Annotated in this window: 20 protein-coding genes; 6 read left to right on the top strand and 14 right to left on the bottom strand. The window is 57.3% G+C overall.

What is annotated here, in order from left to right; genetic code table 11:
* The first annotated feature begins 6 nt into the window (after positions 1–6).
* Positions 7–1,068, top strand: coding sequence for an ABC transporter ATP-binding protein (locus Q1A89_RS21330; RefSeq protein ID WP_299733397.1), 1,062 nt, complete (start codon positions 7–9; stop codon positions 1,066–1,068).
* Positions 1,069–1,070: 2 nt separating this feature from the next.
* On the top strand, positions 1,071–1,715 hold the full coding sequence (locus tag Q1A89_RS21335; protein WP_299733398.1) for an HAD family phosphatase: 645 nt from the start codon (positions 1,071–1,073) through the stop codon (positions 1,713–1,715).
* Between the two features lie 326 nt (positions 1,716–2,041).
* Here Q1A89_RS21335 and Q1A89_RS21340 read toward each other — a convergent pair whose 3' ends face one another.
* The 6 genes from Q1A89_RS21340 to Q1A89_RS21365 form a co-directional block, all read right to left on the bottom strand.
* Positions 2,042–2,398 (bottom strand): DoxX family protein, encoded by a 357-nt coding sequence (locus tag Q1A89_RS21340; RefSeq protein ID WP_299733400.1) that lies wholly within the window; start codon positions 2,396–2,398, stop codon positions 2,042–2,044.
* Between the two features lie 41 nt (positions 2,399–2,439).
* Positions 2,440–3,297: an SDR family oxidoreductase gene (locus tag Q1A89_RS21345; protein WP_299733402.1), complete on the bottom strand. Its 858-nt coding sequence runs from the start codon at positions 3,295–3,297 to the stop codon at positions 2,440–2,442.
* Between the two features lie 20 nt (positions 3,298–3,317).
* Positions 3,318–3,905 (bottom strand): TetR/AcrR family transcriptional regulator, encoded by a 588-nt coding sequence (locus tag Q1A89_RS21350; protein ID WP_299733404.1) that lies wholly within the window; start codon positions 3,903–3,905, stop codon positions 3,318–3,320.
* An 82-nt stretch (positions 3,906–3,987) separates the two neighbouring features.
* Positions 3,988–5,223 carry an ATPase, T2SS/T4P/T4SS family gene (locus Q1A89_RS21355; RefSeq protein ID WP_299733406.1) on the bottom strand — a complete coding sequence of 412 codons (1,236 nt, stop codon included), beginning with the start codon at positions 5,221–5,223 and terminating at the stop codon, positions 3,988–3,990.
* Positions 5,220–6,116, bottom strand: coding sequence for a type IV secretory system conjugative DNA transfer family protein (locus Q1A89_RS21360; protein WP_299733407.1), 897 nt, complete (start codon positions 6,114–6,116; stop codon positions 5,220–5,222). The genes Q1A89_RS21355 and Q1A89_RS21360 overlap by 4 nt, the downstream gene beginning before the upstream one ends.
* Positions 6,113–6,550 (bottom strand): DotD/TraH family lipoprotein, encoded by a 438-nt coding sequence (locus tag Q1A89_RS21365; protein WP_299733409.1) that lies wholly within the window; start codon positions 6,548–6,550, stop codon positions 6,113–6,115. The genes Q1A89_RS21360 and Q1A89_RS21365 overlap by 4 nt, the downstream gene beginning before the upstream one ends.
* A gap of 195 nt (positions 6,551–6,745) precedes the next feature.
* Here Q1A89_RS21365 and Q1A89_RS21370 point away from each other — a divergent pair, with 195 nt between their 5' ends.
* Entirely contained in the window at positions 6,746–6,934 is a 189-nt protein-coding gene (locus Q1A89_RS21370) for a hypothetical protein (protein ID WP_299733411.1), read from the top strand.
* Here the strand turns inward: Q1A89_RS21370 and Q1A89_RS21375 are convergent.
* The 3 genes from Q1A89_RS21375 to Q1A89_RS21385 all read right to left on the bottom strand — a co-directional run bounded on the left by Q1A89_RS21375 (position 6,931) and on the right by Q1A89_RS21385 (position 13,582).
* Complete coding sequence (locus tag Q1A89_RS21375) at positions 6,931–7,845, bottom strand: DUF2493 domain-containing protein (protein ID WP_299211926.1); 915 nt, start codon at positions 7,843–7,845, stop codon at positions 6,931–6,933. The genes Q1A89_RS21370 and Q1A89_RS21375 overlap by 4 nt on opposite strands.
* A gap of 320 nt (positions 7,846–8,165) precedes the next feature.
* Complete coding sequence (locus tag Q1A89_RS21380) at positions 8,166–9,221, bottom strand: toprim domain-containing protein (RefSeq protein WP_299733413.1); 1,056 nt, start codon at positions 9,219–9,221, stop codon at positions 8,166–8,168.
* Entirely contained in the window at positions 9,218–13,582 is a 4,365-nt protein-coding gene (locus Q1A89_RS21385) for a strawberry notch-like NTP hydrolase domain-containing protein (protein ID WP_299733441.1), read from the bottom strand. Before Q1A89_RS21385 ends, Q1A89_RS21380 begins: the two co-directional genes overlap by 4 nt.
* On the opposite strand from Q1A89_RS21385, the gene Q1A89_RS21390 reads away from it, so the two are divergent.
* Complete coding sequence (locus Q1A89_RS21390; RefSeq protein ID WP_299733414.1) at positions 13,546–14,892, top strand: endonuclease/exonuclease/phosphatase family protein; 1,347 nt, start codon at positions 13,546–13,548, stop codon at positions 14,890–14,892. The genes Q1A89_RS21385 and Q1A89_RS21390 overlap by 37 nt on opposite strands.
* Before the next feature lie 2 nt (positions 14,893–14,894).
* Here the strand turns inward: Q1A89_RS21390 and Q1A89_RS21395 are convergent, their stop codons facing one another.
* The 5 genes from Q1A89_RS21395 to Q1A89_RS21415 form a co-directional block, all read right to left on the bottom strand.
* On the bottom strand, positions 14,895–16,775 hold the full coding sequence (locus Q1A89_RS21395; protein WP_299733416.1) for a hypothetical protein: 1,881 nt from the start codon (positions 16,773–16,775) through the stop codon (positions 14,895–14,897).
* A complete protein-coding gene (locus Q1A89_RS21400) occupies positions 16,690–17,268 on the bottom strand; it encodes a hypothetical protein (protein WP_299733418.1) in 579 nt (192 codons plus the stop codon). Before Q1A89_RS21400 ends, Q1A89_RS21395 begins: the two co-directional genes overlap by 86 nt.
* An 83-nt stretch (positions 17,269–17,351) precedes the next feature.
* Positions 17,352–17,669, bottom strand: a complete 318-nt coding sequence (locus tag Q1A89_RS21405) for a hypothetical protein (protein ID WP_299733420.1) — start codon at positions 17,667–17,669, stop codon at positions 17,352–17,354.
* 121 nt (positions 17,670–17,790) lie between these two features.
* Positions 17,791–18,198 carry a DUF3768 domain-containing protein gene (locus Q1A89_RS21410; RefSeq protein ID WP_299506151.1) on the bottom strand — a complete coding sequence of 136 codons (408 nt, stop codon included), beginning with the start codon at positions 18,196–18,198 and terminating at the stop codon, positions 17,791–17,793.
* 124 nt (positions 18,199–18,322) lie between these two features.
* Positions 18,323–20,452, bottom strand: a complete 2,130-nt coding sequence (locus tag Q1A89_RS21415) for a ParB/RepB/Spo0J family partition protein (RefSeq protein WP_299733422.1) — start codon at positions 20,450–20,452, stop codon at positions 18,323–18,325.
* 192 nt (positions 20,453–20,644) lie between these two features.
* On the opposite strand from Q1A89_RS21415, the gene Q1A89_RS21420 reads away from it, so the two are divergent.
* Together Q1A89_RS21420 and Q1A89_RS21425 are read left to right on the top strand one after the other, a co-directional pair.
* Positions 20,645–21,172: a hypothetical protein gene (locus Q1A89_RS21420; protein ID WP_299211902.1), complete on the top strand. Its 528-nt coding sequence runs from the start codon at positions 20,645–20,647 to the stop codon at positions 21,170–21,172.
* A gap of 74 nt (positions 21,173–21,246) precedes the next feature.
* On the top strand, positions 21,247–21,912 hold the full coding sequence (locus Q1A89_RS21425) for a hypothetical protein (RefSeq protein ID WP_299733424.1): 666 nt from the start codon (positions 21,247–21,249) through the stop codon (positions 21,910–21,912).
* Positions 21,913–22,178: the final 266 nt, after the last annotated feature.

Here is a 22,178-nt window from a genome sequence, read left to right on the forward strand (position 1 = left end):
ATGAACATGACAGATACACAAACAGGCTCCGTGCGATTTGAAGGCGTCGTTAAGAAATACGGCGATGTCACTGCGCTCAAGAAACTGGACCTTGCCATTGAGCCCGGCAGACTTGTCACCCTGCTGGGGCCAAGCGGCTGCGGCAAAACCACGACCCTGCGTCTGATCGCCGGGCTGGAAATGGCGACCGAAGGCAAGATTTTCATCGGTGGTGAAAACGTCACCCACCTGACGGCGACCTACCGCAAAGTGTCGATGGTGTTTCAATCCTACGCCCTCTTCCCGCATATGAGTGTGCGCGAAAACGTGGCTTACGGGCTGACGGTGAAATCCGTACCCAAGGCAGAAGCCAACGAAAGGGCCGAACAAGGGCTGGAGCTTGTCGGCCTCGCCGGGTTTGGCGACCGCCTCCCAAGTGAGCTGTCGGGCGGCCAACAACAACGCGTCGCCGTAGCCCGCGCCATTGTGCTGGAGCCTGAGGTTCTTCTGCTCGACGAACCGCTGTCAAACCTTGACGCGAAACTGCGCCGCCATGTGCGCGAAGAAATCCGCCAAATCCAGCAGCGTCTTGGCCTCACGGCGGTCTACGTGACCCACGACCAAGAAGAGGCGATGGCGGTGTCAGACAACATCATCGTCATGAACAACGCCGAAATCGCGCAGATCGGCACGCCCGCTGATTTGTACGAAGCACCCTCTTCCGCCTTCATCGCGGACTTCATCGGCGATGCGAACCTTTTGGCCTGCGACGTCGAAAAGTCGACTGAGGGTGTGGCGACCGCTGTTCTGGACGGTCAGCGCTACACCGTCCCCAGCCCCGGTATCGCAAAAGGGGCCGCCCAAATGGTGCTGCGCCCCCATGCCCTGAACCTCGGCGCGCCGGGGCAGCCGGGGCTAAAGGGCGAAGTCACCTATGCCGCCTATCTGGGTAAGGAAATCCAATACACCGTGCAAACGGACGTCGGTTCCCTGTTCATCATCGCGCCCGTTCAGGCCGACCCGTTCAAACAGGGCGACTCCGTATCGGTCGGCATTGTAGAGGATCACGCAAGGATCGTCGCGGCTTAAACATGCAATCAATATTGCACCACCGGGGTAAACCCCATGCCCTAACGTCAGACCATTGGCAGTCCTTCATCACGGCGGAGAAATTCGACGCCGTGATTTTTGACTGTGACGGGACGTTGATCGACAGTGCGGACGTCCACCTTCAGTGCTTGATGGCGGGCACGCAGGATCAAGGGCACGAGATGTCACCCGAGTGGTATGCGGCGCGCAACGGGCTAGACCGGATCAGCCTGTTTGACGCGTTTCGCCAATCTTTTGACGCCACTTTTGATGTTGAGCGCGCCTGCCAGATAAGCATCGCGCAATACGACCAAGCCGTGCACCGCGCGCGGCCTATTCGTGAAACCATCGCTTTGGCAAAGACCTTGCGGGATGGTGCGATGCCGCTGGCTGTTGCCACCAATGGTGAACGCCCTGTTTGTGAACTGTTGCTGGCGACAGTCAATATTCGGGACTTGTTTGATACCGTCGTGTGTATTTCCGACGGCGTTCCACCCAAACCATCTCCCGCAATATTTCAACTTGCAGCGGATCAGCTCGGGCAGGAACACAGCAAGGTGCTTGTTATTGAAGATTCCCCGCAAGGTGTTCAAGCCGCCAAGGCCGCAGGAATGTCGGTTATCCAATTGTGCCAACCAACCCACTAAGCCGTCCAACCAAGTCAAGAACGAACCGACGCTCAAACGACGCAAGCTTTGGTCCTACTACAAGCTTGCAATTGAAGCAGCTGTTCAACTGGTACTACAATAGATTGGGCTTTTCCCATGTACGGCGAGTTGGCTCCGATCGCACTGTACGGTCGCGGCGAATGTCACCTATGGCGGGCTGCAATGCAGCAACTTTTGGGTCGTACGAACGGCAGCTTTGGGCTGGAATTTCAGAGAAATCTTGTCAGCTCCCCGAGATCGGACATTCATGCAAGCCGCAGCATCGGTCGCTCTGGGCTCAGAGCGGAAGTTCGCGCTATCATCCCCTACAAGCCAGAGTGATAGATCCTCGATGTTGCGAGCAGCAGTAACAGAACGACATTTATCAGATTGAGTACCCAAGGATCGCCGTGCGCTGCGTGGGCAACAATCGATGTGACAAAGAACAATGCTACACCGGCATAGGCCCATTCCGTCACTTGAAAGGGGATTTGCGGTGCGAGCAATACGATAACTGCAATCAGTTTCAGAACAGCCAGCTCAATGCGGAAGTGATCCGGGAATCCGAGATCACGTACACCGTCTATCGTCGCTTGGTGAAACAAATACGCCAATGCGCTCACAGCAAGCATGGCCGTGACCAGTCCCATGGATATCCAGTAGATCATCACACCCATGCTCATCTTCAACAAAGCAAATCATCATGCTTTCCGGGCCAGCCCCGTTAGCTCAGGAACTCTTCGATGACCTTTGCCTGCTGCTTCTTGCCGTCCGGGTCGAGGTCGGTTTTTAAGCCTACGAACTCCTCACCCCACTTAGACGTCCGTTTGCGGATTGGCGGGTCGTCCGCTTTGATGCAGTCCATGATTACGGCAGCGACTTCATCGGCTGTCTGATAGATGTCAGTGCCTGCCTGGCGATTGGTGGAGCCGCCCACATATTTTTGCAGGATCGGCAGATATTCGTCTTCCAGCATGCCACCTGTCTGTTCAACATGCTTCATGACGTTGGCCGCAAATTCGGAGCTAATGCCACCCGGTTCAACCACCGTAAAATCGATCCCGAAGTTCGGTGTGACATAGGTGGCCAGTGACTCGGTAAAGCCTTCCACGGCGAATTTCGCACCGCAGTAGATTTCATTGAAAGGCTGACCAACCAGACCGCCGACGGATGATACGGTGAGCACATGACCCGAACGGGCTTTGCGCATATGCGGCATGACCGCTTTTGTGCAGCGTACGACGCCCATGAAATTGACATCCATGACCCAGTTCATGTCCTCGACTGAGGCCTGCTCAATGGTGCGGACAAACCCCGCACCTGCATTGTTCACCAAGACGTCGATCCGGCCGGTCTCATCAATGATGTAGTCGACTGCTGCCGTGATCGAGCCCATATCCTGCACATCGAGCTGCAACACGTTGAGCGACACACCGGCCTCTTTGGCAGCCGCATCCAGTGTTTCGCGCTTCTTCAGATTGCGCATCGTTGCATACACAACGTGGCCAGCCTTGGCGGCTTGGATGGCGATGCTGATGCCGAGGCCAGAAGATGTACCGGTAATAAGAATGACTTTAGACATGGGGGAGGTCCTTTCGGGGGCTATGAGGGTTGCGCGGCTGCTGCGATGGAGAGCCAAACGCGCTCGAAGGTGATGTCAACTTGGGCTTTTGAGAGTTTTTCAAGACGCAGCGCTTTGGTCCGCGCTAAGTGCATGGCGGGCGCCACGAGTAAGGTGGTGACAACCGAGACCGGCAGTTCCGCGACTGTGCCGTCGTCAATGGCACGCTGTATCATCGCGGTGATCTCAGTCTGGGTGTAGGCAATATCTTTGGCTTGTTTCGCCGTTAGCACCTGGGCGGCCCCGGCATACTCGATGAACATGAAGTCGAGCGGATGCGCATCGACAAAGGCAAACATCTCAAACCACATCTTGCGGATCATCTCTTTCGATGATGGCTCGTCCGCTGCGGCAACGATAAGTCCGTGAAACTCGGTTTTGATCTGCAAGTAGATCTTCTGCAGCATGTCTTCTTTGCTGTCGAACTGCAGATAGATCGTGCCTGTTGCTACACCGGCGCGTTTGGCCACCGCGCCAACCGAGGTCGCGCCAATACCCTTTTCGGCCACTTCCGCTACGAGAGCGGCGCGGATTTTCTGCAGGGTTTGGTCGGGCGTGGGTCTAGGCATGGCTCAAAACAGAAATGAATATTCATTTCTCAATGCGCCGAATTGCTGAAACTGTCAATCCGGGCTGCGGCACCAACGCCGATCACAATTTGATCTGTCCCAAAAACCCGATCCCGGTCTGCAGAATGCCCGAAAGGTCTTCAGCCCGCACAATTTTGCGTTGAACCAGATCTTCGGCTGATTGCGTCATCGTGCGGGCAATCAGGTTCGGGTTCGAGCAGCTATCGGAAAATATCTGTTTGACGACATTGACCCAATCGAGAGGCGGCACACTCAGAAAGCGGTCCCGCACGTGCTGATCGAAGACAAGATATTCTCGCAAGGCGACACGGCCTTTACCGTCGGCCGTTTTAATGAGGCGCTGCCAGATGATCAGATTGAGCGATGTCATCAGATCGAAGGATCGCGCCTCCTGCTCCTCCGGTGGAAAAAGGAACGCCATGCGCCGCAAAGCCTCGGCAATCGATCCCGCGTGGGTGGTGGTGTTGACCAAATGGCCGGTCAGACAGGCCTCGATACAGGCTTCCATACTTTCTCGGTCACGGCTTTCTCCGACATTGATTACGGCGGGGGCCCGGCGCATGGCGGCTCTCACGCCTTCGGCGAAGGTCGGTATGTTCCGACCGACACCGATTTCCGACTGGCTGATGAAAGAGGCGACATTGGCCGCATCCGTATTGATGTCCCGAAACGTGTATTCAATCGGGGCCTGCAGGTCGACGATCTTGCGGGAACGTGATTTGTTTTCCAGATGGCACCTGGTCATCGCCGCCATAGTGGTTGATTTGCCGTGCCCGGTAGCGCCCGCAACAACGATGATGCCGCTTGCAGGCTCCAACCGGTCGCGCAGAGCGTCCTCCAGCCCGACGTCATCAAGGGTTGGCGTCGTATCGGGCAGAGCTCGCAATGTGATCTGCACCCCATTGGTTCCAAAGCGTTGCTCGCCGGTAGCGTTGACCCGAAACCGCTGGCTGCGTTTGCGGTCGATCTTCTTCTCATAAGAGAAATCCAATGGCCGGCCTGCGCTCACCAGACTCATCGCATCATTGGCAGACCACAAATGGGCCAGCATCGCCTGGACCTCTGTGATCAGCAGGCGGCGCTTGGTAGCGAGTTTCTGATCCCCATGCATCTGCACGCGCATTCTGAGATCGGCACTGATGTTGATATCGGACGCGCCTTTCATAGCCGCGCCAACCAGAAAATGATCAAAGGCGGACAGATCGCTGTCGAAGCGGTTGGGTTCATCCTTCAAGATGGTGACATCTGCCGCGCTCGGGTCTGATGGTTCGAGATCGATCCGCTCCAGATCGATCATTTGGTCACCGCATAACGCCTCTGCAAAGGCTTCCACTGGCTGGGATCACGTACGAATTGCGCGGAGCTGACAATCCGGACACGACGTTCGCCGATAAAGAGCTCCTCGCCTTCGCCAGCGGACCGGCGTTCACTCGACTGGATGACCAGCTCTCTGACCAGACCCGCCTGAACCATGCGCCGATATTCGACCATCCCGAGATAATCACGCTTTAGCCGGGAGAAATTCAGCGTAAGCGCCTCGTCTGCCTGCTCAACGCCAGCCTGCCAGCCTTCGGCGGCAAAGCGGTTGAACACCTGCTTCTCCTCCTTGTTTTGCGGTAGGAAGTCATCATCGGGCTCGCTTGCCTCTTCGAGCGGAATGACAAGATAGTCACGCCAGGTCGGCACGATCGTGACGATCCGGCCCGGTATCTCGAGGCGATAGAATTCATCGGCTGCCACCGCGGACTGTCCGCTCTCATCCACATTGATGGCAGCCGTGGCGCGGCTCACAACGGGTGGGAGGATATATCCCGTCTCTCGTGGCGCGCTGTAGGCGACGCGGTTGAAGTCGAAAGTGCGGGACAGCTTACCGCTGTCCTGCTCGAGTTGCCGCATGACTTCCCAGACCCGATGCTGATATCCTGCTTGCGCAGAATAAGAGACCGCCGCTTCGCGTAAGAGATCGTAGCGCTCCTCATTAACAGACGTTTCGTAATTGCCGCGCCGCGTGCGGCGACTGAACTCTGCAAAATCAGCAGGTGGACGGTTGGACCGGTACTGATCAGGCCCGCCCACAAAGATCGGATCGGGTTCAACAAATTCCGACTCTTCCGGTTTCAGGGTTTGGCATCCCGCCAGAACGACAACAGCCAGGAGCGGCACGAGAGATTTAGCCGAGACGCGCATCATACTTCCGTATCCTCAATATGGGGCACGGGGCTGCGCTCGGGCCGCTTGTAAACGATCGTCATGGTCTTGGTACGCTGATCAACCACCAGAGCCGCCCGGTCCTTGCCCTGGAAAAATGCCTCGCGCAGTGCGCCCATGGCGGGCAGATCGCGCTGAACCAATGTGATCAGGATGGGTGCGCCGGGTTTCTCGCCTTGGGCGATGACCCGGTAACCGGTTTCCAAAGCCATCTTGGACACGATATCTTCAATCGGGCCGGTGAACTGAGAATGCACAACATTCATCAGCCGCTCATCTGTCACATAGTCTGGGTTCTTGAGGGATGTGCTGCCGGTTGCGTAGGGTTCCAGAACGCCACTATAGAGACCGGCATCTGCGATTTCGCGGTCCACGACTGATGTTTGGGCATCAATCAGTGCTGACAGGCTTGTCATCGCAGGCGGCTTGGTGACCGTGCACGCTGCGCAGCTCAGAACACCAAGAGTCACTAATATGGTCTGGGCCAATCGCATGCAGGTCCCCACGTTCAATCTTCTGTTTTGTGAGTTGTTTCAAATCACTGGTGCTTTTATATCGTTATATATAACGATATGTCATCAAGTAAAATGATGATCTCACAGGAGAACGTGATGCCAGAACAACAGTTCGACGCCATTGCGCAGAAATTGGCCGATCTCGCTGACCGGCCCGAGACCAGCTTTGTCTTGCGTGCCTATCTTAAGGCGGTAGCTGATCGGGATATTGTTGATGTCATAAATGAAATTGAGGTTCTGGCGCGTATCGTGGCTGAACACGCGCCAGAGAAAAGGGAGCTCTAGCTCCCAATCCTTTTGACCGGAATGCCCAGCTTGCGGGCTTTGTCGACGAGGTTCTCATGAATCCCGGAGCCGGGGCAGGCGATGATGCCCTTCGGCATGGTTTTCAGGAGTTGATCGTTGCGCTTGAAGGGGGCCGCTTTGTTGTGTGACTTCCAGTCGGGACGGAAGACCACTTGGGTGACGCCTCGGTTTTCTGCCCAGAGGCTCGCGATGTATTCGGCTCCGTTCGGTGTGCCGCCGTGGAGCAGGATCATGTCGGGATATTTCTCTCTCGAGCCGTCGAGGATGGTCCAGATCGCATCGTAATCCTGATAGTCGCCGCCTGTGAAGGCGATGCGGGTGCCTTCGGGACAGTGGATTTCGTTCTTCTTGCGTTTTTCTGCAGAGAGGAAGTTGCGGCTGTCGACCACCGAGGCCGTGAGGTTCTTGTGCGATACCCGGGATCCTGACCTTGGCATCCAGATCGATCCGGTCTCTGAGTGGAAATGGGCGGCTGACGCGTCCCGCATGGCTTCATAGGCGTCCCGGTGCTCGACCAGTTTTTGTCCGCGGTCGATCTTGCGCTCCAATTCCAGGCTTTTGACTTCTGATCCGTCCTGACATTTGACAAGGTCGCGTTGTTCGCATTCATTCTCGTCGAGCTGGCGGTCCAGTCGGGTAAGGCGGCGATGAAAGATGTTGGTGAGAGACCAGAGCATCTCTTGCAGGTCCTCTTCGAGCTGTGTGTCGGCAAGAAGCATCTGGCTCGCTTCGACCATGGCGCAGATGGCGGTCTCGGTCTGGTCCTCTTGTGGCAGAGGGCGGTGATCGATCTCGTCGTCGGGTGGTGTCGCGCCGTAGAGCGAAAGCGCGTTGAGAACATTTTCTGTAGGGCTTGAGGTGGGTGTGAAGGTGGAAGTTTGAAGGGTCATGGGCTTCGTGTCCTTTTTGAAGGCTTTTGGTTTCGTCCTGATCCGATTTGGATGGGGCGATGAAAGGACCGTCAGCAGCCCGGCCGCACCCGGGAGGGCCGTAGCGCAGCGAAGGATGGGCAGGGCGCGGAAATTTGTCTCGCGAGGAATGGGCGCGTAGCGCCCAGGGGAAATTTACGGGACCTGGCCGTTGCGGGTGGGATGAGGGCGCCTCTGCGCCCGACCTGCCGGTCCATCGACCCGGACATCCAAACGGAACAGGGCGTCAACGCCTGTGCCAAAAGGCCAGCGCGTGATCTCTGCTTTCTTCCGGCACATCCTTACGAAGGCCAGAGATCGTGTTCGGTGACCTGTTCCGTGATGAGCCGCGCCAGCCGTCGACGCAGTGCAGTCACACCGTCTGCCGTGAGGTCCAGATTGAAGTCGTCTCGCTCCGGGGTCAGGACGAACGGTTCGATCCCGTCCACATCGGCGCGATCTGCGAGGCGAGATGCGGCGCGCTCACCGGCGGCGTCATTGTCGCGCGCGATCCAGAGGCGCTTGATCGAAGATGGATAGATGAAGGCTGCGAGATGGTTGGCTGTCAGGCAGGAAGCCAAAGCCGCCCTTGGCAGAGCCGTGCCGACGGACAGGGTGTTCTCAAGCCCTTCGCCGGCGAGAAGATCGGTGCATCCCTTCCAGTTCCCGAACCGAATTGCGTTGCCATGCAGGCGCCCCAGCACACGTTTCGGGGCGTCAATATTGGCCAGACCGCCCGTCTTCGCATCAAGAAAGATGCGCGAACATCCCGTGACCTTGCCCGCATTGTCTGTGATCGCTGCGAGGAGCGCCGGGATTTCGCGCCGTTTGCCATCCTCGGCTCTAAGATAAACCGATGAATGATAAGCCAGGGCTGGTCCGAACCGGGCGATCCCGCGACCGCGCAGATAGGCCTCGGCCAAGTTCGCTTTGATCGGCTTCCCATAGGAGAACAGTCGGCGTCCCGCCGCCGCCTGACGATTTGAAGCCACGGCCGGAGTGTCAGCGTTTGGCCCGTTCTCTGGTATCATGGGCGCGTCGCCAAGATAGTCAGCGGCCTGCCGTAATAGATCGGGATAGGCCACCGGTTCCAGGTGATGTTTGAGCAGATCGAGCAAGTCGCCATGATCTCCGCTTTGGTGATCGGTCCACTTACCGGCCTGTCTGCCACCGTGGGATTGCAAGCGGACAACCAGACTGCGTCCTTTCGCACCCGAGACATCCGCCATCTGCCAGTAATTGCCGACACGCCGCCCTTCGGGGAACCAGTGCCGGCAAAAGGCTTCTGCATGACGGGCAAGACCGTTCGAGATCGCGCCCGCATCAAGCTTTTCGAACTTCTTCGCGGTCCGGGTCATGCCGCAATCCTTTCCTTGTCTCCGGCCGCCGTGATTTTGTGGCGGGCCATGAGCTGATCGACGACTTTGGTGTCATCGCTCGGCACGAACAGCCGCGTCGCCCAGGAGATGATCTCGGTAAAACATCCCATCGCTTTGTAGATTTCCAAAGCGGCGACATTGTAACCGACCAGTTCCAGCCGGTATTCGCTCATCACCCGTGACCGGCGCAGGGTCAGACCGCCTGCAAGCGGCAGGCTTTGGCCGCGTTTGAGGACCGCGTCAAAGACCTCCTCGGCGGTGAGCTCGACTGCACATTCCAGCCCAAGTGCGGCATAGACATTGGCCAATTGATCCTGCGTCACCATCCGTCCGATGGCGCGTTCTCCGTCCTCGGTTTGCAGACGGTAGATGCGCATATTGTCAGTGGGCAGGCGGTCCCAGATTGGGAGCAACAGGCCTGAGATCAATGTGAGTTTCGAGACGGATGTTTCCGGGACCGCGTCGACCTCCTTGGTCCAGGCCCGCTCGAACTCAAAATCTGTCACTTCCTCCCAATGGGACGCAGGCAGTTCGAGCTCCAACATCCGGTCCGTCGCCATCGGCCGCAGCAGTTCGACCCGTGCGATCGGTTCGCCTTCCTCGGTCATCAGGCTCGAGGTCGGGATCAGCACAGCGGCCCGTTCGGATTTGCGGTTGAGCATGAGACGCCCATGGCCGCCACGTGCGCAAAATTCTTTGACCTTCTGGAGTGTCAGCGGGTGATTGCGATCTGTGCGTTCCACCGTCAAGGCATTGGCTTTCGCAGCTGTCGCCTCATGTTCAAAGATCGTCTTGCGATCGATGATCTCGAACTTCTCGGCCCGCAGGGTTTCCAATCCGACCTCATAGGTGCCCGCAGCGATCGCATCGTCGATGATCGCTTCCAGCAACCCACCAAAGCACTCGAAGATCGCATCCTGCATATCGATGGTTAGCGCCAGACAGCGGTTGAGGAATTGCTGGATCGGTGGCAGCTGCTCTTTGAGCGTGCCGTCGCTGTCCATGAGCGACAGACCCGTCATCTCTTCGAAGCGTGTCTGCGAACAGGCTGAAATCCGGCCCTTGGTCAGATCCCAGAAGAAATTGCGCAGGGCCTTGCGGGCATAGGCGCTCTCCAGATTGTCCTCGGCACGGAACATGTTCTGGCCACCGGTCTCGCGCTGACCCTTGGTGATTGCGCCAAGGGTGTCGAGCCGCCGCGCGATCGTCGACAGGAACCGCTTTTCGCCTTTGACGTTCGTGGCGCAGGGTCGGAACAGCGGCGGTTGTGCCTGATTGGTGCGGTTGGTGCGGCCCAGCCCCTGGATGGCATTGTCTGCGCGCCAGCCAGGCTCCAGGAGGTAATGCACCCGCAGCCGCTGGTTTTTCGCACCAAGATCGGCGTGATAGGAGCGCCCAGTGCCACCCGCGTCCGAGAAGATCAGGATGCGCTTGTCATCATTCATAAAGGCCTGTGTCTCCCCAATATTGGAAGAGCCTGGCCGGTTCTCAACTTTCAGGCGCTGATCGCGCGTGCGGATAATACGTCGCGACCGTCCCGTGACTTCGGCGACCTGATCCTTCCCGAAATGCCACAGGATTTGATCGAGCGCGCCTTGCACGGGGGCCAGTGCGCCAAGCCGTTCAACCATGGCATCGCGTTTGCGCGCGGCTTCGCGGCATTCAATCGGGTTGCCGTCTGCATCCATGGCCGGTCGGGATTTAAGATTGCCGTCTTCATCGGTGTAGGGCTCAAACAGCTGTGTCGGAAAGGAATGCATCAGATAGTCGAGCACATATTCGCGCGGCGTGATGTCCACATGGAGATCATGCCATTCCGAGGCCGGGATCTGCGCCAATCGCCGTTCCATCAGGGCCTCGCTCGTGGAGACGATCTGCACGACAGCCGATGATCCGGCCTGCAAGTCCTGCTCGATGGATTTGATCACGGTGGGGCATTTCATGGCGGTTATGAGATGATTAAAGAAGCGCTGCTTGTTGCTCTCGAAGGCCGAGCGCGCTGCGGACTTCGCCTGCACATTCAACGTCCCACCTTCCGCCGTGATACCGGAGGCTTCCAGGGCCGCTTCCAGATTCGTGTGGATGACCTGGAACGCTTCGGCGTAGCTGTCATAGATGTCGCGCTGCGCCGATGTCAGATCATGGACCAGCATCTCATATTCGACGCCCTCATAGGACAGCGACCGCGCCAGATAGAGACCGAGCGCTTTCAGATCACGCGAGATGATTTCCATTGCCGCAATGCCACCCGCTTCCATGTCGGCGATGAATTGCTCGCGCGTTGCAAAGGGTGAATCGCCGGTGCTCCAGAGACCCAAGCGAGAGGCATAGGCGAGATTGCCAACGATGGTGGCCCCTGTGGCCGAGACATAGAGCACGCGCGCATTGGGCACGCGATTTTGCAGTTTCAGACCGGCCAGACCTTGTTGTGACGCCTGCTTGTCACCCCGGCCGCCTTCCTTGCCCTTCTCTCCGGCCGCATTGGCCATGGCATGCGCCTCATCAAAAGCGATCACACCATCATAGTCCTTGCCGAGCCATGCCGTGACCTGATCAAGACGGGAGGCTTTGAGGATATCACCATGCTGGCGCTCGGCCGTACGCAGCGTTGCATAGGTGACGAAGAGGATGCCTTGTTCAAGGCGAATGTCCGAACCTTGCTTGAAGCGCGACAGCGGCACGATGTCGGAGGCGCGTCCTCCAATTGCCGTCCAGTCCCGGATGGCGTCTTCGATCAGCTTGTCGGACTTTGAAACCCAGACCGCACGTTTGCGACCCCGCAGCCAATTGTCGAGGATGATGCCGGCGACTTGCCTGCCCTTACCGCAGCCCGTGCCGTCACCGAGAAACCAGCCCTTCCTCAGTTGAAACCCGTCTTCGGCATCGGCTTTGCAGGCGACAAGCCGTTTATCCTCTTCGTCATGGCGGAACCAGCTCGAGAGGTGCTTTTCATGAGCTTCACCCGCATAGATGATGCTTTCGAGCTGGGCGTCTGACAGCGCCCCATCCGTGATCAGCGATGTATGGATTTTGGGCCGGTAAGAAGGAAGAGGCGGTGCGACCGAAGCCATGGCGGCTGATTGCACGAGCGCGGTTGGGTGTGGATGTGCGCCCTCGATGGCAATTGATTGCACTTCATAGCCCTCGTACAGTGCTTCTGTCAGCCGCGTGGACTTTTCCGCCCAGGCTTTGGGTAGATAGGCGATCTCACCCGCTTCCATCAGATCGAAGGGATGACGCGCCTTTTCGGCTGCGACGGCGCGAACCTGGCTGCGCGCCTGCTCGCGCAAGGACTGGATCGATGGGGCAGGGGCCACCACCTGGTTCGGGGCTCTATCTTGTGACGTTGTCACCAGCCGCGGCGGACAATGGGCCTCTACGCATTCCAGCAATGCCTGCGAGCTCTCGGCCTGATCGTGATAGACCTCGCCCAGATCGGGCGAAAGGCCAGCACGTTTGTCGATGACTGTCAGGCGGGTTTCCGTGGTCGTGCCGTGGCGGGCATAGACTTTGCCCGCGATCGGTGCGGAGAACCGGATCGATGCTATCTCGCCCATGCGCTTGAAGGCGGATCGGAATGCATTGTTTGAAATTGAGAAATTCGCACCTGAGACCACGACCAGACGGCCGTCCGGCAGCAGTCGATAAAGCGCCGAGAGCACATGTTGGCCCATGGCGGGCTTGTAACGGCCTTCAACACCGGGTGCGGCGGAGAAGGGTGGATTCATGAGGATGAGACTAGGCGCAACAGACGCGTCTAACCGATCATCAATTGATCCGGCATCGTGGCGTGTCACCGCGCTTTCCGGAAACAGAAGAGACAGCAGCTCTGAGCGCGTTTCGTCGATTTCATTGAGATGCAGCTGTGCGCCGGCCAGTTTGGCGTAGATGGCGAGAAGGCCTATCCCGGCCGAGGGTTCCAGCACGACATCGTCGGCGCGAAGCTGGGCGGCCTCAGCGACGATCCCGGCCAAGGGCAGGGGTGTTGAGAATTGCTGCAGCTTTTGGGACGTCTCGCTGCGCCGGGTGTGTGAGAGTGCGAAGCCCGCAACCTTCTCCACCATGGCAATGAACTTGGACGGTGTTGCGCATTGGCGGCGCATCAGCGAACCATACTTTTGTAACAGCAGGATCTGGGCGCATTCGCCCGACTCATAGGCATCTTTCCAGACCCAGGCACCGGACGCATCAGTGCCGCCAAAGGCGGTCTCCATAGCGGTACGGACGATGGTCCGGTCGAGGGGGTTGCCTTGTTCAAAATGGGGAAGGAGCTGAGTCGCGGCGGCCAGCAAAGCGGCCGCGCGTGACGGCGCAGCCAGCGCGGGAGTTGAAACATGCATCATGGAAGGTCTCCGAGGTTGAAGGGTTGCCACCCGTCCCCGAAAGAACTCTCTCTGACACCGGGGAGGGCTTGCCCTTCCCCAAAACCCTCCTCTTCCTTTCCGGCAGCCTCGGACCACAACTTGAGCGCGACAGCAAAAGCGGGCATGCTCGCGCGTATTTAAGAGGGGAATTACTTATGCGCGTTGCTGCCTTTAATGTTGAAAACCTGTTTGACCGGATAAAAGCCTTTAATGACGAAGATCCGGAAACCCATAAACTTGTATTGGATGCCCATGCGGCACTGAACAAACTGTTCGAAAAGCCGGTCTATTCTGCCGCCGACAAAAAAAAGATGCTCGACCTGATGGAGCAGCTGGGCATTCTAAAGGACGACGAAGGCCCGTTCGTCTGGCTGCGCAAGATCAGAGGCAAGATCATTGTGCGCCCCAAAAAAAGCGGGCCGATCCGGATCGAGGCGAATGGAAGAGACGACTGGGTCGGCTGGGTGGAGCTGAAAACAGCCCGCGTCAAGGAAGAGGCCATCACCATGACGGCCCGGATGATCCGCGATATGGACGCCGACATCATGGCACTTGTCGAGATTGAAAGTCGTCCGGTGCTGACAGAATTCCACGACTATATCTATGAGCCGCTTGCAGGGAATAACTATCGCCATCTGATGGTGATCGATGGCAATGACCGGCGCGGCATCGATGTGGGCATCATGGCGCGCAAGGGGTTTTCCATTCCGTCTATGCGCAGTCATGTGGATGAGACGTTCAAGGGAAAGGATGTGTTTTCGCGCGATTGCCCCGAATACATCATCGAGACGCCCGGCGGGAATAAGATCGCGGTGCTACCGAACCATTTCAAATCCAAGTATGGCGGCAACCACAAACCGTCGCGCGACAAGCGTGAGGCCCAAGCGACCTTCGTGGCGAAATATTATCGCCGTCTCTTGAAAGAGGGCATCGAGAACATCATCGTGCTGGGCGATTTGAATGACACGCCCGATAGCGCTGAACTGAACCCGCTGCTCAAGACCTCCCTGAAAGAGATCACCGATCATCCCAAATTCACCGAGTTCGAATTCAACGCCAAGACCAAGGATCGCGGGATCGGGACCTTTGCGACCGGCGCCGATAAGAAGAAGATCGACTATATCCTCCTGTCACCGGCGCTTTGGAAAAAGGTGAAGGTCGGCGGCATCTTCCGCAAGGGAGTTTGGACTGCCTCCGGTCGATGGGAGATGTATCCGGAATTGACCAAGCCGCTTTATGGCGCGTCGGATCACCACGGTCTTTGGGTCGACCTCGATATTGATTGACCTTATTCGGCTGCGGACACGTCGTTCTCTTCGAGGCCATTGATCTCGATCTGGCCCTTGCCGATCCGGACCGTGGTCACCTGATCCTTGCGGCGCAGCCAATAGAGTTCGCGGTTGATGACCCGTGTGATCGCATTGATCTCAACCTCAAGAGAAGTCTCAAGAAGACGGATAGCGAGATCCTCCGCATCATCTCTGAACCAGCTTTGCTGCTGATCATATGACCCCGCTTCACTGTCGTCTGAGGGACTGAACAAGGCCCGTTCCAGAAAGTCGACAAGATCAGGCATGGTCGCTTTCGATGATTTGGTCACTGCGATGTCGACATCATCCAACCCCCAGTCATCCTCGCCGAGGATCAACCAATTTGTTTTCAAGACCCAGTCTTCGGTGTGGGCTCCATCGGTGACGCTGCAATGGATCTCCAATTGATCCGGACGTTCGGTGAGCGCGTGGCGCTTGCCCGGCTCAACACAGACCGTGTCAGTATCGCCAATGACGCGATATCCTTTGACCGATGCGCGTGCCAGTTGGTCATACCAATCATAACCCTCAAAACCGGATTGGGGATCATAGAGCCTGGTCGGGGCACGTTGGTTGGAGAGTGCCGAGGCGAGGTTCTGTTCTTCGATTGCGCCACCGTCGGAGTCGAAGATCACATCGTCTTCTGTGATGGGTTCGACGTTTCCATGACTATTCATGTCGCTGTCTGCATGGCTCGGTTCAAACACCCGCAACCGCATCGCGGCTGGGGGCAGATCGACGCCCAGTTCAGAGGCACGTTTGTGGTTCGCGAATGACAGCGAATGCGGTCCAGCAGCCTTGATGAGCTGGTAGAAGATCCTGGTGATATGGGCGCGTAACACCTCCATGAAGTCATTCTCGACAATTTCTTTACGAGCGGGCAGAACCAGTTTGAGATCGGCGCAGTGCGTCACATCCAGCCGCGCATAGTAAGATCGGTGGAACGCCTGTGACAGGCTCGGCAAACGGCCGTGCAGGGTCACGCCGTGGAAGTTGACGGTCTCATGGTTGCGGAACCCGGTCGGGCCGCGCTCATAGATGCCGATGCGGATGCCGTTCCACTCTTCGATATGCTCGGCGTCAGCGAGGAAGTCTTTGCGCTCGACGGTGACCCCGTCGACCATGACGTCGAGCGGCAGATACCGCGCCGCATGGTTGGCCGCCGCGATGTAGTCTTCATTGGGTTTGGTGGCGATCAGGATCGTTGTGCCATCATGGTTTACTGGCCCATGGGTGCAGCTGATGGGATGCGTGCCGCCAAAGCTGTCAGGCTCAGCATCGATCCTCCAGGACTCAGATGTGTCCTGCTTCTGGGCAATGATGCGAACCCTGCGACCAGCCAGCGAGAAGAAGCCCATACCGGCTGCTTCCTCGTCGGATTGGACGTCACGATCCCATGCGCTTTGCCCCAGTCTGAACAGGTCTCTGGGATCATAAAGACCGGGCCCGTTGTCGATCAGACAGATGACCGGACCGAGGTCTGGATAATCGATCTGACTGACGGAGATTTGTGTCGCTCCGGCGCGGCGTGCGTTTTGAAAGAGCTCGGCAAAGATATCGTTGAGGGTCGCGTTGAAGAGACGCGAGACTTTGGAGATTGCGTCATCAGCGACGCAGGCGTGGAAGGTTGTTGGGATGTTCATGGGGAAGGCTCCTTGAAAGGGGTTACGCCCTCCAGGAAACTCTCTCTCATGCAGGGGAAGGCTTGCCCTTCCCCAACCCGCCTCTTTCTCTTTGCGGCCGGAACGACGCCAAGCAGCCTGCGCGGCGGCGTCAATGCACCGACGCTTTGGCTTCAGCCAGACAATAGCCATCATAATCGCCCAGAAACCCCCAGCAGGATGCGATTTCGTCGTCATCCTTTTCGACGACGAAGCCATAGCAATTTCTCGTTAGGTAATGATCGTAGGTTTGTACCTCCTGGCGCAGATGATCCGCAATCTTGCAGCGCAGCTTTTGCGAGACACGGGTGACGCTGTACTCTTTGCGGATGTCCGCCAGCGTCACATAGATGTAGCCAACCTGTCCTGAATCCCACGGACAATGAAACCCGGTCGTGTTCATGGTGATGCCGCTATGATCGTAGAGGTAGAGCGGCAGGATGACGGCGCGTTTTTCCGCCCGCGTGAACAGATCGTTCATCGAGAGTGCGGTGTCGCTGTCGAGATCACACAATTCAGTCAGCAGTTCGCGCGGATCGTCATGATGATGTTTGTCGCCCAGATTGTAGCGATGATGCCAGCAGACCATCGTGCCGAGATTGTCATAGTCGCGGGGGTTTTCGGGGTCGGGATCATGGATGATCTTGATGGTGTGCTCGCGGTAGGTTTCTTCGTGGATAGGGGTCTCCATTGATATTCTCCTCTTGCCGGTAAGAACGAAAAGGCCCGCCGTGGCGGGCGAGCCTTCTTGGATTGGATGCGTGACAGACGAGATCAGGCAGCGGCGCTCTCGGCCTTCTTGGCCTCTTGCGCTTCGAACTCTTCCTTGCTCAGAAGATTGAAATAGAGGTTCTCCGTCGCCTTTTTGAAACCGGGTGGTTTGCGCGGTGCAAGGCAGCGGACGGACGCGCTGCAGCCCCTCCCATGTTCCATCGCGAAATGGGTAACCTGGTCGATCAGATCGTCCATGCCGGCTGCAGTGAACTCTTTGCTTGGATAGGTACCACCAAAGATATCGTATTTGGTGACGACGAAGCCGCCATCCTTGTGGGCGGGGTAAAGCGTGACTTTGTAATCGCATGGTTTTGCCATGGGTCTTGATCTCCGTGACGGGCGGGACCGGATCATCCGGCCCCATGGAAAACCCGTCAGCAGATAAGGACCGCCCTCGATCATGAGGACGGTCGACAAGAGTTTGCGAGATTGGTGCTAGTCAGTATTCGGAAGGGAACAGCAGGGTCAGGACCCGGCGCGTCCGTTTGGTATCGGTGGGGGCTTCGGATCCGTATTCGTAATTCTCGTCATAGAGATCAAACTTGAACCAAACGCGTTCGCCTTCGATCTCAAGCACGCCCATCTCGTGAAGGCCGTAAGGGTCGCTGTCCCCATCAAACGTATCAAAGGCGATCAACGCGCCGATGAGTGCTGCGCGGAACGCGTCGCTTTGTGCCGCGACACCTGCGGTCATTACAAGTTTGCCGGGGGGTATGTCCGGCGACTTGGGACAGGCGGTGATGGATGCGCGGAAGGCATCGTTCTGCTTGGCGATGATGGCGGCTGTTTGAGGGTGTGTGACGTCCTGTGCGATGTCTTCGGATATGGCTTGTTGTGCTTGGGTCATGGTTTTTCTCCGTGCCGGACCGGCCGATCCATTCGGCGCTGAACTTCCCGGCAGACGGAAAGGACCGCCCCCGATCCCGGTGTCGGGTGGGGGCGATCCAAAGCTTTTTGTAGACGTTGAGAGGTTAAGCCGCGTCTTCCATGAAGGCGGGCAGGGCCTCTGGGTTTTCAGAGGCGGATGTCGCATCTGTCCCATCGGATCCAGGTGTCAGCGCGGCCTCTTCAGTGTCCCCCACTGCCATGCCGTCGGGCAGCCAGCGGGATGTCGTGGCTGCAGTCTCAGCGGTCAAACCAGCACTCTCCTGCGGCGTGTCGCAGAAGGCTTGCTCCATGGCTTTGGCGATCTCTGTTTTGCGCAGACCCGATTTGTCATCGGCCCAGCGGTCGTCGATCAGCGCTTTTGCCGTCTCAACCGCATGGTCTTTCTTGACCCGACCCCAGTAATTGTCCGCACCGGGACGCCAGCAGGCGGCCACATCGACGCTCAGTCGTGATCCGATCACCTCGGTGACAGGATTTGCATCGCTGTCATTGGAGAGCTGCTGGTTCAGGGCATAGGCCGCACACCAGGCAAAGAGCGCCTGTTTGTCGACATCATAAAGCTGAGACAGCTGTTGGAAATCCTCCGGTGCCTTGGCTTCCATCCACGCCAGATTGAGACCATCTTTGAGCGCTTCCAGCATGCGTTCGGCGACAGTGTCTTTCAGGGTCTCCTGTGATGCCGTTGTCGATGCAGGACGCAGTGACAGATCAAGCGGTGACTGGCTGCGGTAATTGCCGAGCACGGACATCACCATGGCATAGAGCATCGCGTCATAGGCGGTGCCGTAGTCAGCGGCCAAATGCGCCCGAATGATCTGATGGCGCGTCGCCCGTAGATCATCGGCCAGAGATCGAGGGATGCCTTGAGCTTTCCGGGCAGCATCCGTGGCATTCATCGGGATGTCCGGTTGGCGCATCGTTGCGGGGAGCTCAATGCTGGGTCCGCTGGCTGCGGGCGTATCGCCAGCGTCACTCTCATCGCCCATCTGGTCGCAGGGCGACGCTTCAGGTTCCGGAAGGTCTTCGGGACGCACCAGACCGGCTTCCAGACGCGGTTCCCCATTATGGGAGACGCTTACGATACATCCGGCGATTTTGTAGTCATCATCGGTGAAAGCAACATTGGCTTCCTCGATCGCCTCGATTTCGCGGAGGCGCTTCCAGATCTGGTCCTCTTCTTCCTGAAGTTCCTCTGTCCACGTCGCCTCGTCGTAATCCGCTTCCAGGACGGCGTGACGTTCTTGCAGTTTGGTCTTCTCGGAGACAAGGTCTGGATCGGGATCGAGCGGTTGGGGATAGACCCGGCCGAAGGGACGAAAGCTGTCATAGTCGACATCCAGACAGGCCTCCGCCCATTTCCAGGTCTTGGCCGTCTCATCCGCGAGTCCCTGAAGCTTCTTGATCGCCAAGTCTTCGAGCAGATCCGGGTCTTCCAGATGCATGGCATCATGCTCGGCGAAGAGATCCTCAATGACGGTGCCACCCGCCTTCCTGTAGGGATCGATCCCGACGAACTTCGCGAGTTTGGACGACCCGGAATAGGACTTCTCGGTGAGGTGGTTGCGGATCGAATGGGGGGAGGGGCTGTAATGCTGTTTCACCGCCTCCCAGGCTTCGATCTGCCGCGCATGATCGTCGGTCAGGGTGAAGGCCATCACGCATTCGAGCGACATCTCACCGGCGCGGAAGATGTCCATCAGCTCCGGCGCCACGGAAGCCAGCTTCAGGCGTCGGCGCACGAGATCGGTGGTGATACCGAACTGGGATGCGATCTGGTCTTCCGTGCGGCCCTTCTTGCGCAAAGCCGCGAACGCCTCGAACTGATCGGCCGCGTGCATCGCCGCGCGGATCATGTTTTCTGCAGCCGAGGTGTCTTCGGCCTGATCAGGATCTTCTACCGAACATGCGACCGGATGGGACGGCTTTATGACTTTGTCATCGGCCAGCTTGTTCAGCGCTGCCAGACGTCGTCCACCCGCATGCACATGATACTTTGCACCCACCTTGTGAACGAGCAGGTTCTGCTTGAGGCCAGTTTCTTTGATACTGGCATAGAGTTCGGCGTCCTGGTCTTCAGTGGCCGGGGTTTTGCGCACGTTTTTGGGGCTGATCACCAGCTTGTTGAGAGGGATCATTTGCAGCTCTGCCCCCGGCAGGCTTGCAGCGCCAGCCGCCTTGGTCTTGGCAGCGGATTTGGATTTAGGGTTGGTCATCGGAAAACTCCTTTAGGAGCCGGACCGGGAGAGCCTCTCTCTCCCTTCAAAGCCCGGCAACCCGGGCTTTCCTTCCTCTTTCTCTCTGCGCACCCTCAATGCCCATTCGCCTCATTTTGCGGAAAAACGCACCGAACACACGTCGCTGAATTGATAGGCTTGGAGACAAGGCAGATTGCACTAGCTATAGTTGTGTTATTGGTAGAAATATTAACTGAGGCTCGGGGGGCTATGCATAATTTTGGAACGAGACTTGTCGCGGTTTTGGCATATCTTGGCACCGCATCTGTTGCGGTTGCCGATGAACCGCTGATTGCGTTCAAGGAGGATCAGACCTTCGTGGCTTGCGATTTCGCAAATCACGCAATAACCGCGGGGTACTTTCAGCAGATCAAAAAACCACGAATTACCGGGACCTGCCCAGAACCTGCGCCGGATACGATGCCAACTCCGGTGGTCAATGCACCCATCGTTCCTAAGGGACCGCCAATTGCACCTTGGTGTGATTGTACAGATGATGAGTGGCGTGCCATGGAGGCGCTCATGACTACGCATCGGAGTCTGGTTAACCCTGGGTACAAGTCTGCTGATCCGGTGACAGACTGGGCAAAGTCATTCGGAACCGATACCGCGACAATTCAATCACCGGAGTTTTGGTCTGGTGGAAGCATCCCAGAGTTTGATGCTCTTTCGGGCCAACGCTTCCTGACGATGAAGTAGATCGCAGCGTGTTGGCTGTAGCATATGGTTGGGTTTTGCGATGCGGCGATGTGATCGGGAAAGTACTCGCGTTCTTGACGCTGCCTGCGACATTGATCGCAGGCTATGTGTATTTCGATGAAGTACGCGACTACCTATCGACCCCCGAGTTTCGGACTGAGATCAAACGGGCCACACTTCGATGCAATTATGTGTGGCGCGACGCGAAAGCATACAACGCGTATCAGGGGGGAGACATAAATGAACTTACGGAACTGTGTCGTCGCTCCCCTATTGCAGTCTCGTTCGAGGTTCGGGTGACAAACGACGACTCTGTTGCTCGAGAATTGCGGGAATTGAGCCTGAGCGCGACTGTTCCTCCCTACGGTGAGTTGACACTCGATGAGATACAATCGGTCGAGCACCTTATCCAGCATGGTGTGGAAACCAATTTGAGGCGCGATTGGCAGGTTCAAACGATACCAAGCGGGTCCTCGGTGATTTTCGAGATTCTTGGATTTAGCTCCACGGTCGAAGGAAGCGAAGATCACTGGGTCCATTTGGCAGAGATGTTGGATCAAAAGGATCCGGCCATAGTCGATGCATTGGCTGTCATATCTTTTCAGGCGAGAGTCAGTGGGTTTTTCGAAGGCACCCATGTCTTGGGCTCCTGCGATATTAAGATTGATCAGGACGAGATTGATCAATGGCACAAAAAGGATTGGAGTAGGCGCATCCAAATCACCAACAGCTGCGACTGACTTGCAAATGAGGTTCACTCAGAGGCACCGTGGTTCTGTCAGTGACAACAAGACACCGTCGCCGCCGGTGTTGAATTTGTGCTGTTAGCTCACTGAATAGATGAGACTCGAAAGCGAAAGAAATCAACGGCGGCTGCTCTTTGATTAATGAGACTGGGGCAGGGGAACGGATAGCGCCGGTCGTTCCCCGTCATCGGCAGCGAAAGTCTCAAATGAGCCCAAAATACCAAATGCTGCACTTTGCACGAATGACTGCGGCAACCCCT

This window comes from uncultured Tateyamaria sp. (assembly GCF_947503045.1).
Taxonomy (GTDB): Bacteria; Pseudomonadota; Alphaproteobacteria; order Rhodobacterales; family Rhodobacteraceae; genus Tateyamaria.